At 28.1% G+C, this 13,460-nt stretch carries 9 protein-coding genes; 5 read left to right on the forward strand and 4 right to left on the reverse strand.

From position 1 onward, the window contains the following. The first annotated feature begins 12 nt into the window (after nucleotides 1-12). Nucleotides 13-957: a prolyl aminopeptidase gene (gene pip / locus EXC37_RS02190; protein WP_029891814.1), complete on the forward strand. Its 945-nt coding sequence runs from the start codon at nucleotides 13-15 to the stop codon at nucleotides 955-957. 63 nt (nucleotides 958-1,020) lie between these two features. On the opposite strand, the gene EXC37_RS02195 is transcribed toward pip, so the two are convergent. From EXC37_RS02195 to EXC37_RS02210, 4 genes are all read right to left on the reverse strand, one after another. Next, entirely contained in the window at nucleotides 1,021-1,989 is a 969-nt protein-coding gene (locus EXC37_RS02195) for an ankyrin repeat domain-containing protein (RefSeq protein ID WP_006608732.1), read from the reverse strand. Between the two features lie 9 nt (nucleotides 1,990-1,998). After that, a complete protein-coding gene (locus EXC37_RS02200) occupies nucleotides 1,999-3,399 on the reverse strand; it encodes an ankyrin repeat domain-containing protein (RefSeq protein WP_029891815.1) in 1,401 nt (466 codons plus the stop codon). Nucleotides 3,400-3,794: 395 nt separating this feature from the next. After that, nucleotides 3,795-6,179, reverse strand: a complete 2,385-nt coding sequence (locus EXC37_RS02205) for a phosphoketolase family protein (protein ID WP_029891816.1) — start codon at nucleotides 6,177-6,179, stop codon at nucleotides 3,795-3,797. A 136-nt stretch (nucleotides 6,180-6,315) separates the two neighbouring features. Continuing rightward, the gene (locus EXC37_RS02210; protein ID WP_006608735.1) at nucleotides 6,316-6,927 is read right to left on the reverse strand and encodes an FMN-dependent NADH-azoreductase; all 612 of its coding nucleotides are present in this window, start codon (nucleotides 6,925-6,927) and stop codon (nucleotides 6,316-6,318) included. A gap of 135 nt (nucleotides 6,928-7,062) precedes the next feature. On the opposite strand from EXC37_RS02210, the gene EXC37_RS02215 reads away from it, so the two are divergent. The 4 genes from EXC37_RS02215 (at nucleotide 7,063) to uvrA (ending at nucleotide 13,448) form a co-directional block, all read left to right on the forward strand. Further along, on the forward strand, nucleotides 7,063-7,746 hold the full coding sequence (locus EXC37_RS02215; RefSeq protein WP_081840312.1) for a nuclease-related domain-containing protein: 684 nt from the start codon (nucleotides 7,063-7,065) through the stop codon (nucleotides 7,744-7,746). Then, on the forward strand, nucleotides 7,736-8,524 hold the full coding sequence (locus EXC37_RS02220; RefSeq protein WP_029891818.1) for a YgjP-like metallopeptidase domain-containing protein: 789 nt from the start codon (nucleotides 7,736-7,738) through the stop codon (nucleotides 8,522-8,524). The genes EXC37_RS02215 and EXC37_RS02220 overlap by 11 nt, the downstream gene beginning before the upstream one ends. A gap of 88 nt (nucleotides 8,525-8,612) precedes the next feature. After that, nucleotides 8,613-10,601: an excinuclease ABC subunit UvrB gene (uvrB, locus tag EXC37_RS02225; protein WP_029891819.1), complete on the forward strand. Its 1,989-nt coding sequence runs from the start codon at nucleotides 8,613-8,615 to the stop codon at nucleotides 10,599-10,601. 12 nt (nucleotides 10,602-10,613) lie between these two features. Continuing rightward, on the forward strand, nucleotides 10,614-13,448 hold the full coding sequence (uvrA, locus tag EXC37_RS02230; protein ID WP_029891820.1) for an excinuclease ABC subunit UvrA: 2,835 nt from the start codon (nucleotides 10,614-10,616) through the stop codon (nucleotides 13,446-13,448). Nucleotides 13,449-13,460: the final 12 nt, after the last annotated feature.

A 13,460-nucleotide genomic window follows, 5' to 3' on the forward strand; every position in this document is an offset into this window, starting at 1 on the left:
TATAATATGCTTATGAAAACATATGAAAAATATTTATATCCTGAGATTGAACCTTATGAAAAAGGATTTTATGATACAAAAGATGGTCACCAAATTTATTATGAAATAAGTGGAAATCCTCACGGAGTTCCAATATTATATATTCATGGTGGACCAGGCGGAGGAACCAGTAAAAATTCAAGAAGATTTTTTAACCCAGAGTACTATAAAATAGTTGTATTTGATCAAAGAGGATGCGGAAAATCTCAACCTTCGCTTAGTTTAAAAAATAATAATTCTAATAAATTAGTTGAAGATATTGAAAATTTAAGAGTTTTTTTAAACATCAAAGAATGAATTCTTTTTGGTGGATCATGAGGTTCAACTTTAAGTCTTTTATATGCTTTAAAATACCCAAACAATGTTTCAAAAATGATACTAAGAGGAATTTTCTTAGCTAGACAAAGTGATGTAGATTGATTGTATCAAGAGGGTGCATCATATATGAAGCCAATTGAATTTGCAAAATTTACATCAATTTTAAGTAGCGAAGAAAGAAATAATATCGTTGAATCATACTATAAAATAATGAATTATGGAACAGAAAAAGAAAAAGAAATAGCATTTAGAGAATGATCAAGATGAGAAACATCACTTGTTTCTATTAATCAAATGAACTTTGATGAAAATGATAAAAAAGGAAATGCTGAAATTTCTTTACTAGAAAATTATTATTTTTATAATAAAACTTTTATTCCTGAAAATTATATTTTGGATAACATCAAAATTATTCAACATATTGAAACTTTTATTGTTCATGGTGAATATGACTTGGATTGTCGTCCATCAAGTGCATATGAATTGCATCAAAAAATGTTAAATTCACAACTTTTTATTATTAAAAAAGCAGCACATACTATTGGTGACTATAAAATTACTAAAAAATTGGTAGAAATTACCAATTCATTAGTTAAATAAATTTAATGTTTGAAATTTTTCAAACATTTTTTTATTGCAATAAAAAAATGGTCAAAAACCATTTTACATTTTAGCAACTATTAATTCAACAATTTCACTAAAGCCGCCTTGTGTTGCATAATATAGAGCGTTTTGTTGGAAGTTATCAGTTATTGTTACATTTGCTCCATTTTCAATTAAAATGGCAGCAACATCATTATAACCTTTTTGAGCAGCAATCATTAAAGCTGTTGTTCCATAATCATTTTGAGCATCAATTTCTGCTCCTTTTTCAATTAACTCTTTGACAATATATTGGTTGTTTGCATTAGCGGCAAAATGAAGAGCAAAACAGCCATCAAGTAATTTTAAATTTGGATTTGCGCCATTGTCTAAAAGAATTTTTGCCAAAATCAAATTGTTATTTAAACATGCTATAGATAAAGCACTTTCGTCTTCATCATTTAAAGCGTCAATATCTAATTTGTTTTCTAATAATTTTTTAACTATTTCCAAGTTATTATTAAATACTGCTTGATGAAGTGGATTATTTCCAAAATCATCTTTTTCATTTAAATCTTGAGAAACAAATTGCATTAAATCTTTTAAACCAAAAGTAGTAATATAATCAAGAGCTTTGTGCCCACTATTGTCCTTAATTGAAGTATCGGCATTATATTTTAATAATAAATGTTTAGCGGTTTCTGTTCTTTTTGACATTATTGAATACATTAATGGTGTTTTGCCTTCGTCATCAGTTAAATTGACATCTAACCCTGCTTCAATTAAAAGATCAATAACTTCCTTATTTGAACCATCAGCAGCAGCATGCAAGGCACTTATACTTTTATTGTTAAAAATAAATGGATCAGCTTCTTTTTCAAGTAAAAGCTTTACTACATCTTTAAATCCTTTATAAGCTGCATAAATTAAAGGAGTATTGCCATCCTGATCTCTTTTATTTAAATTAATTCCACCTTTATTGATAAAAGTAAGAATTACTGCTTTTTGCCCTTTTTGACAAGCATTTAAAAAAATCTGACTAATATCCATAATTCTCTCCTATTTTGAAATTAGTAAGTTAACTAATTTTTCATTATTATTTTTTACTGCAATCGACAATGCGTTTTCTTGTTCATTGTTAACATGATTAAGAAGATAATTATCAAATTCTGTAATTATCTGTGAATATTCAAAAGCAAGATAATTTTTCGTTTTTTTACATGCATAAATGAGCGCGGTGTTACCTTGTTCATCAATTAAATCCAATCGTGCATTTTTTTCTAATAATGCATACAAGTATTCAGTTTGATATTCATTCCCATGTTCAACCAAATACATTAAAGCACTTTTTCCATTATAATCAACTGCATTAGTATTTATATTTTTTCTTAGTAAATAATCTAGAACAACACTTGGAACACTTGATGAATTGTATGATGTTGCAAAAGGAATAAATTTGCATGCACTAATTAAAGGTGTGCTTCCGTCTTCATCTAATACAGCATCAAAATTAAAATTATTTTCATGAAGAATAACCAAAATTTTTTCCAAATATTTGTTTTCAACAGTGTCAAAAGTAAAATTCATAGCATTTTCTCTTCTGAATATGTTGCTTAAACAATTTTCACCTTTCGAATTCGTCAAATTAACATCTGCACCATTTTCTATTAAAATTTTGGCGCTTTCATAATCAAAAAAATTAATTGCGTAACTTAAAGGCGAAATACCAAAAGTATTATCATCTTGATCAGAAAAAATATTTACATCAACTCCTTGTTTTAAAAATTTTGTTAATTCTTGATAATTTTTCATTTTAATTAAATCAAAAATGCTCAATGACGAATCACCCTTTAAAACAGCTAATAAAGTGCTATTTGATAAATATTTTAGAGCAAATTCTAAAGGACTTTCACCATAGTCATTTTTCTCATTTATGTTTGCTTCATTGTTTATTAAAATCTTTGCAACTTTATCATAATTATATTTTTCACTAAAAACTCCATATCTAGAAACAACTAAATTCAATGGAGTATTTCCGTTTAAATCTTTTACGTTGACTTTTGCACCTTTTTTACAAAGCAACTCAACACATTCTTGCATTCCTTTTTCAGCAGCAATGTGCAATGGAGTTTGTCCTTGTGAATTTTTTCTTATCAAACTTACCCCATGATTAAATAAAACTTCTAAACATTCTTTGATTTTATCTAGTGATTTTCTTTCTTCATTTTTTAAAAGTAAATGAATTGGGCCATCACCATATGTGTTTTTTGCATTTATGTCTGCGTCTCGTTGTAGTAATATTTCTAGTCCTTTTGCATCTGCAGCTAAAGCTGCAATATGAACTAATGTATTATTTGGTGTTCAGGAACATGTTGATGTAATATCTAAAGTTTTATATTGTTCATGTATTTCATCAATTTTATTTTTTGCATAGCTATCTAACAAATTATCAATTTTCATATATTCTTTTTTCCTATTTTTTTATTTTTATCTATATTAATTTATTTTAACATTTTTAAATTTCAATTATTAAAAATGAAAATACAGCAAAACTTTTAATTCACAAAATTGCGTTTTAAAGAATATTACAAAAATTCACACATTTATCTATTTATTACACATAAAAATATAATCTAATTCATCGTTTTTTTAAGTGTGTATGATTTAAATAAAAAATAGAATTCTAAACTGTTTGTGTTTTTTAAAAGAATAGGAATTTTAATCTTAATTAGACAATTTTTATAATTCTGATTTACTTGTAAAATAGTCTTTTTAGAAACAAATTTCAAATCGCAAAATCATTTTTACTACTTTTGAAGTAAGAAAAAACACAACTTTCGTTGTGTTAAATCATATTATTTGTTTAAACCTTTTCAAGTTCAATATCTTACTTCATCCATGTCAATTCCATGTTCTTTAATATATGCATTATGTTGATCAATTTTATCTTGCATTTTATCAACAAATGATTTAGCTTTATCATAACCTAGAACTGCTTTTGCTGCGGTTTGAGCCATATGGAATCTATCCATTTCGCTCATTAAACGAATATCGAATGAAGTTGTAATATCACCGTTTTCTCTATAACCATGAATGTGTAAATTATGATTATTTCTTAAGAAGAAAATATCTCTAATTAAAGCTTCATAACCGTGGAAAGCAAAAAGAATTGGTTTGTCTTTGGTAAAAATTGAATCAAACTCATAGTTACTTAATCCACGAGGATCAATTGAAGGATGACGAAGTTTTAATAAATCAACAACATTTACAAATCTTATTTTAAGAGTAGGGAATTTTTCATTTAAATATGAAATTGCAGCTAGTGCTTCTAAAGTTGGTTCAGTTCCTGCTGCTGCAACAACCAAATCTGGTTCTTCTTCTAAAGTACATGTTGAAGCTCATGAAATAACTTTTAAACCATTTTTAACAAGAATATTAGCTTCTCTAGGACTAAATCATTGTTCTCTTGGTTGTTTTGAAGCAACAATTAAATTAATTACATCTCTTTCTTTAAACGCTTTATCTAAAACAGCAAGTAAAGTATTAGAATCTGCTGGTAAGTATTCTCTAATTAATTCTGGTTTTTTATCTGCCAAATGACCTAAAATACCTGGATCTTGATGAGTATAACCATTGTGATCTTGTTGGAAAGCAGTAGAAGTTGCAATTACATTTAAAGAAGGATAATCATTTCTTCAATGCACTTTTTTAGCTTTTGCAACTCATTTCATATGTTGAGTTAACATTGAATCAACAACTCTCAAGAATGATTCATATGAAGCAAACATTCCGTGACGGCCTGTTAAAACATAACCTTCTAAAAATCCTTCAGCTTGATGTTCAGATAATTGCGAATCTATTACTCTTCCTGCTGGACCAATGTTTTCGTCTAAATCATAGTCAACTCTTTCTAATCATTGTCTATTTGTTGTTTTTAAAACATCAAATAATCTGTTTGATTTAGTTTCATCAGGTCCGAAAATTCTAAAATTAGTAGGGTTTCTTTTAATAACATCTGCAAATCATGTACCTGCGCTAACCATATCTTGAGCTTTAATTGCACCAGGTTTGTCAAAGTCTATAGCAAATTGTTCTCAATTTGGTAAATCTAAATTTTTTGGATTAATTCCACCGTTGGTAATTGGATTCATTGCCATACGTTTATTGCCTTTTGGAGCAATTTCGGCGTAATGAGCTTTAAATGATCCATCTTGATTAAATAATTCTCTTGGTTTATATGATTCTAATCAATTTACTAAATCAGCTTTTTTAGTGGTGTTTTCTGATGAAACAGCAAGTGGAACTTGATGAGATCTAAAACTTCCTTCATAAACTTTGTCATCAATTTTATGAGGACATGTTCATCCTTTTGGTGTTCTAACAACTAATGCAGGTCAAATAGGACGTTTTGCATGATTTGCAGAATTTGCTCTCGCTTCTCTTTGAATTCTTTGGATTTTTTCTATTGCTTTGTCAAATGCTTTTGCCATTGAAAGATGAATTGCTTCTGGTCTAAAAACATCAGCTTCAACAAAAATCGCTTCTCAACCAAAACCTGCTAAAAGTTGTTTAATCTCTTTATCAGTTTTTCTTGCCAAAATTGTTGGATTAGAAATTTTTCCACCATTAATATGTAAGATTGGTAAAACTGCACCATCATTAACAGGATTAATAAATGATGATGAATACCATCCAGCCATTAATGGTCCTGTTTCAGCCTCTCCATCACCAATTACAGTTGCAGCAATTACATCTGGATTATCTAAAATTGCCCCAGTAGCATGTGAAAGCGCATAACCTAATTCACCACCCTCATGAATTGAACCTGGTGTTTCTGGCGCAGCATGTGAAGCAGTTCCTCCAGGAAATGAAAAGCGCTTAAACATTTTGTTTAATCCCGCTAAATCTTGTGTAATTTCGGGAAATAACTCTGTATATGAACCATCAAGATATGAGTTTGAAATCATAACTTGACCTCCGTGTCCAGGTCCCTCAATATAGAACATATTTAAATCATATTTATTTATCACACGATTTAAATGTGCATAAATCAAATTTTGTCCAGGAATAGTTCCTCAGTGACCAATTGGATAAATTTTAATATCTTCATCTTTTAAGGGTTCTTGTAAAAGAGGATTGTTTTTTAAATACATTTGTCCAACTGAAAGATAATTAGCTGCTCTTCATCAAGCATGAATTTTGTCTAAATATTTTTTTGAATCAAAGTTTGTTTTGCTCATGGTTTTCTCCTATTGTTAATTAAAATAAGCGCATAAAAAAACTATTAGAAAAAATAGTTAATTCTTCAATTTAATTATATATATTAATGCGCCAGAGCAAATAAAAATAGATGCCAAACACCTATTTTATTTGCTATTATTGAACTTTGTTAGCTAAAGCTAATAATTGATCTTTATATTGTTCTAAAATTTGTTTTTGAGTAAGTGATTTTAGAGGTTCTACTTTTGTACCTGCAATCAGTAATGAATCAATTTGTTTTGCACCTAAAAAGTTAAAAGTTCCTTCTAATGCACGCACATGATCCCCAAATTCATATCATCCTTTTGGTGCACCTTGTGTTCCAATAATGATAACTTGTAAGTGATCTAATAATCCTATTGATCCGCCTTGTTTTGCATATTTATATGAGAAAGTTTTGTCAGCTACACACACTGCATCTAAAAAGTTTTTAACTAAAGAAGAATAGTTAAAATTAATCATTGGTGATGAAATAATTAAAACATCTGTGTTTTTTAATAAATCAATGAATTCATCAGAATCACCATCTGAGAAAAATTTTTGAAAATTCTTTGCATTTAATGATTTTTTTGCAAAAGGCGAATCATTTAAATCAAGAAATTTTAAATGTGATTTTTCTCTATTTTCCAACAAATAATCAACAAGTGTTAAATTTGCTGCTCATGATAAAGATTCTGCATTAACAGAACCATTAACGGATAGAACTCTTATTGCTTTTTTTTCTTGCATTTTTCTTTTTACTCCTGAATTAAAAATTATTTATATGTATATGGTACTATAAATAGGGGTATGAAAGTACTAAAAGTTGAAAAAATAATTTTAAAAAACAATATCAAATAAATAATCTTTATAATTACAAATAATATGAGTTTAGAAATGAAATTGGGAATTATTTTTGGGATTATTGGAATGAGTATTTTACTTATTTCTTTTTTCACTTCATTTTTTATTCAAAAATATAAAAAGAATAAGAAAAATTCAGTCGGCTTTCTTTTTGAAGAAAAAATTAAAGCTAATTTTAAAAATTTAGCTAAAGAAGAAAAATATAAATTTGTTGAAGGCGGTCTTTTTAAATATGCTAGTAATCAGCATTTTGATTTAGACGGAATATTAATTACTAACAAAGTAGTTTTTATTATTGAAACAAAATATTATATTGGCCATTTACAAGGAAGTTGCTTATCAACTGAAATAAATCTAATTAAAGGTAAAAAAGAAACTAAATTTAAAAATCCTTTTACACAAAATTTGAAGCATATTCAACACTTTTATAGACTTTTAGGTTTTAAAGTTCCGGTTTTTTCACTTTTAGTTCTGCCAGAAAATACAACATATGATATAGATGATTTACAAGATTGATCATTGATTGCAAACGAAAATGAAATAAAAGACTTAATTAAAGATGTTTTGGGCGATATGCATGAAGAATTAGATATTGTTTTAGATACTAGAAAAGCTATTGTTCAAATTCTAAATGATCATAGAACTGCATCACTAAAAGACATTAAAAAATTTGGGAAGATTATAAACACTAAAAATGACAAATAGTGATAATTTTATTGGAACAATAGAAATTGATGGCATACCTTATCACGTCTATCAAAAGATAAGCAAAGCAACAGATACTTTTTCAGTAAAAATTGTAAAATCAGTTAAAAGCGGATATTTCTATTTCGTAGTTATTGCACCACAAAAAATTACTATTGAAACTTTTTTAAAGCACGATTTAGCAAATTTAGCACTTAAAGTTTTGGATAAACCTGCTCCAAAACCAAATTTAGTTAATCAAATGATTTTTGATTATTCTTTTGACAAATCTCTTACTAAACTATCATTTTTGGGAATTGAAAATGAAGTACAATTCTATTTTCAAACTAAACTAAATTTTATGCATCATGACCCAGAAAAAAAGAAAATAATTTTCTATTTAAAGTGCAAAGATGATGAAAATACAAAAATTAAAAAAACTGTTTTAAAAATACTTAATGAAAAATTATTTGAATTTATAAAAAGAATTCAAGATTTTTATTGTCAAAAATTTGACTTGGTTGTTAACGAAACCAAAATTGTTCATCGAATAAAATCCTTTTGAGCCGAAAATATAGTGCATCACGTTAATGGAAATAAGCAAATAACTATTAAATATAATATTAATTTAGTTTTTTTAGAACCTTCGATCATTGAGACTATCATTGTTCATGAATTAGCACATAATAAACATCGAAATCATAGCACCGCTTTTAAAAAAGAATGTGAATTCATGATGCCTAATTTTAAAACTGAAAATTCAAAGCTTTTAAAATATAAAATTAATCCTCATATATAAAATAAGATCCTCTGTTTATGAATTCAGAGTTTTATTTTTATATTTTTAATTAATATTGAAAATATTAGATATTAATATAATTAATTTTATGAATAAATATGAATTAGTTTCGAAATATCAACCAGCAGGAGATCAACCACAAGCTATTGCTGAGTTGATTGCAAATATAGAAAATGGTGAAAAATTCCAAGTTTTAAAAGGAATTACTGGGTCTGGTAAAACTTTTACAATTGCTAATGTTATAAAACATTTTAATAGACCGGTTTTAGTTCTTTCGCACAATAAAACTTTAGCTTCACAACTTTATAGTGAACTGAAAGGTTTTTTTCCTAATAACAAAGTTGAATATTTTGTTTCCTACTTCGATTACTATCGTCCTGAGTACTATCATGTTGCTAGCGATTCATACAGTGAAAAAGTTTCACAAACTAATGCAGAATTAGATGCAATGAGAATGTCGTCCGTCAATTCAGTTTTAACAAGAAATGACACTATTGTTGTTGCTTCAGTTTCAGCTATTTATGGTGCTTTAAATCCTCAAGAATATAAAGACAATTTTTGAGATATTCATGTTGGAATGCAAATTAGTAGACAAGAATTTTTGAGAAAACTTGTTATTTTACAATATCAAAGAAATGAAGTAGATCAACCTTTAGGATCTTTTAGTTCTAAAGGAGACATTGTTTTTATTAGACCGGCGGATGATGAAAATTATTTGATTAGAATTGAATTTTTTGGAGATGAAATTGATGGCATTGCAATCATTCATCCAACAACTAAAGATATTTTAGAAAAAGTTAAACAACGAACAATTTTTCCTGCTCAAGCTTATACTGTTTCAAAAGATATTATTCAAGAAGCATGTCAAAAAATTTATCATGAAATGGTTGAAAGAGTTAAATATTTTGAAAGTAATAACAAACTTCTTGAAGCACAAAGAATTGAAGAAAGAACAAAAAAAGATATTGACTCTTTAGATCAATTTGGAGTTTGTCCAGGAATTGAAAATTACGCTTTATATATGGATAGAAGAAATCCAGGCGAAAGACCTTACACCTTATTAGACTATTTTAAAGGTAAAAATCCACTTGTCATTATTGATGAATCTCACATGATGCTTCCACAGTTAGCTGCAATGTATCGTGGAGATAGAGCAAGAAAAGAAACACTCGTAGAATTTGGTTTTAGGTTACCTAGTGCTCTAGATAATAGACCATTACGTTTTGAAGAATTTGAAGAATGTTTTGATTTTCAAACTATCTATATTTCAGCAACACCAGCACAATATGAACTAGATAAAACTTATGGAGTAATTACACCTCTTTATATTCGTCCCACTGGTCTTTTAGATCCAAAAATTGAAGTTAAACCAACTAAAGGTCAAGTTGAAGACATCTATGATGAATTACAAAAGCAAAAAACAAAAGGCGAAAAAACTTTAATTTTAACTACCACAAAACGTTTAGCAGAAGAACTAACTCGTTATTTCTTACAAAAAAATGAAAAAATTGCCTACATTCATTCAGAACACAAAACATTTGAAAGAAATAATATTTTAAGAAAACTAAGAAGCGGTATTTATGATACAGTCATTGGAATTAACTTGCTAAGAGAAGGTATTGATTTACCCGAAGTAAGCTTAATTATAGTATTAGATGCAGATAAAGAAGGATTTTTAAGATCTACAAGCAGTTTAATTCAAATTGCTGGACGGGCAGCAAGAAATGCGAATGGAAGAGTAATTTTTTACGCTGATAAAATTACCAAAAGTATGCAAGAAACAATTGAAGACAACGAATACAAAAGAAAAATTCAAATTGCTTATAATGAAAAACACGGAATTATTCCGCAAACAATTCAAAAACCAATTCCCGAACCAATTCAGGGAAGTGATCAATTAATTAATGACATTCAATTATTTTTAAATGCCAAGGACAAAAAAGAAAAAACGTCACTCTCAAAAGAAGAAATTTTAGCTGAATTAAGAAAACAAATGAATCAGGCTTCAAAAGAACTAGATTATGAAAGAGCAATTGAATTAAGAGATATGATCTTTGATTTAGAAGCTGGAAACTAGAAAGGGTTATAAATGTCAAGTAAAGAAGAAATTATTATCAAAGGAGCTAGAGAAAATAACTTAAAGAACATTTCTCTTACTCTTCCAAAAAATAAATTAATTGTTTTTACAGGACTTTCTGGTAGTGGGAAGTCTTCTTTAGCTTTTAATACTATTTATGAAGAAGGAAGAAGAAGATATGTAGATAGTTTAGGAAGCTATGCAAGAATGTTTTTAGGTGGTACAAGTAAACCTGACGTTGATTCAATTGATGGACTTAGTCCTTCAATTTCAATTGAACAAAAAACAACTCATAACAATCCTCGTTCAACTGTTGGAACAGTAACTGAAATTTATGACTATTTTAGACTTCTTTTTGCCAGAATTGGAAAACCATTTTGTCCAAATCATGATATTGAAATTACTTCACAAACTAACAAAGATATTATCAAATCAATTTATCAACTTCCCCAGGATAGCAAACTTTACATTCTCTCGCCTGTTGTTGATGGTGAAAAAGGAACTTTTGCGAATTTAATTGAAAAATTAAAAAGAGAAGGTTTTATTAGAATTAAAGTTGATGGACAAATTTTGAATTTAGACGAACCTATTGTTCTTGAAAAAAATATTAAACATACTATTGATATAGTTGTTGATCGTTTAGTTTTAAATGAAGAAAATTACAATCGAATTTCTGAAGCAATCAATGTCGGTTTAGAATACAGTAAAGGTTTAATTAAAGTTGAAACAACTGATGGTATTATTAAAACTTTTTCAAAATTACACTCATGTATTTATAAAGATTTTGAAATGCCTAAGATTGAAACTCGTCTATTTTCATTTAATTCACCTTTTGGAATGTGCTCACATTGTAAAGGTTTAGGTGTTGATTTAAAAGCTGATTTTGATTCATTGGTACAAGAACCTTGAAGATCAATTAATCAAGGTGGAATTAAGATTTTTGAAAACACTGTTGGTACACAAAATTTAGAATGACAGGAGTTTGAAATTTTGTGTAAGTACTACAATATTGATCTTAATACTCCAATTGAAGATTTGTCTAAAGAAGACTTAGATATAGTTAAATACGGATCAAAAGAAGAAATTGAATTTGTTCTTGTTTCAGTTAATGGTAATAAAATTAGGAGAACTAAATTTATTGAAGGTATATTAAACAAAATCGAAAGACAATATATTGAAACTTCAAGCGAAAAAATTAGAGAATGATTAAAAAAATTCATGGGTACTTTTACATGTAAACATTGTAATGGGACTAGATTAAATAAATATGCTTTAGCTGTAAAAGTTCACGGTTTTAACATTTATGACTTTGTTTCAATGAGTGTTGAAGATGCTTTAAAAACTCTTCTCAATTTAAATTTAACTGAAGAAGAAACTGCCATATCAACCTTAATTACTACTGAATTAGTTAATCGCTTATCATTTTTACAAAATGTAGGACTTAATTATTTAACACTTAATAGAAATGCTGAAACACTTAGTGGTGGTGAAAGTCAAAGAATTAAATTAGCAACACAAATAGGATCTAATTTAACTGGTGTTTTATATGTTTTAGATGAACCTTCGATTGGTCTACACCAACGTGATAATGACCGTTTAATTGCCACTTTAAAAAATATGGTAGATATTGGTAATACTTTGATTGTTGTTGAACATGACGAAGACACAATCAAAGCTGCTGATTTTATTGTTGACATTGGTCCAAAAGCAGGAATTAATGGTGGTGAAGTTGTTGCAATTGGAAGTGTTGAAGACGTAAAAAATGCTAAAGAATCTCTTACAGGACAATTTTTAAGTGGGGAGAGAAAAATTGAAATTCCTTCATCAAGAAGAAGCGGAAATGGGCAAGTTTTGGAAATTATCGGTGCTGCTGAAAATAACTTAAAAAATGTTAATGTTTCTATTCCTCTTGGTAAATTTATTGCCGTTACTGGATTAAGTGGTTCTGGAAAAAGTACTTTAATTAATGAAATTTTAGTTAATGGATTGACTAAATCTCTCTCTAAAACAGCACAAAACATCAAAGTTGGCAAATTTAAATCTTTTAAAAATTTAAAAGCTATTGATAAGGTTATTCCTGTTTCTCAATCTCCAATTGGTAGAACACCTCGTTCTAATCCAGCAACATATACTTCTGTATTTGATGACATTCGTGATATTTTTGCTTCCACAGAAGAATCAAGAGCAAGAGCATATCAAAAAGCACGCTTTTCATTTAATATTTCTGGTGGAAGATGTGAAAAATGTCAAGGTGATGGTTCAATTAAAATTGAAATGCATTTTTTACCAGATGTGTACATAACTTGTGATGAATGTGATGGAGCAAGATACAATCGTGAAACATTGGAAATCAAATATCATAATAAAAACATATCTGATATTTTGAATATGACCGTTGATGAAGCTATTGAATTTTTCCAAATGCGTCAACAAATAGTGACTAAATTAAAAACTTTACAAGATGTTGGTTTAGGATATATTAAACTTGGACAATCTTCAACAACCCTTTCAGGTGGTGAAGCCCAAAGAGTAAAATTAGCAACTTATTTACAAAAGAAACCAACTGGAAAAACATTATTTGTTCTTGATGAACCAACTACTGGATTGCATTCATATGACGTTGCTAATTTATTGAATGTTTTAAATCGTATTGTAGATAACGGTGACACGGTTTTAGTTATTGAACATAATTTAGATGTGATTAAATGCGCTGATTACATTATTGATTTAGGACCAGAAGGTGGTATTAATGGTGGACAGATTGTCGCAAGTGGAACTCCTGAACAGGTTGCTAAAAACGAAAATAGTTTTACTGGTATTTACCTTAGAAAAATGTTAGAAAATTAGAAATCTTTTATG

Source organism: Mycoplasmopsis columbina, assembly GCF_900660685.1.
Taxonomy (GTDB): Bacteria; Bacillota_I; Bacilli_A; order Mycoplasmatales; family Metamycoplasmataceae; genus Mycoplasmopsis; species Mycoplasmopsis columbina.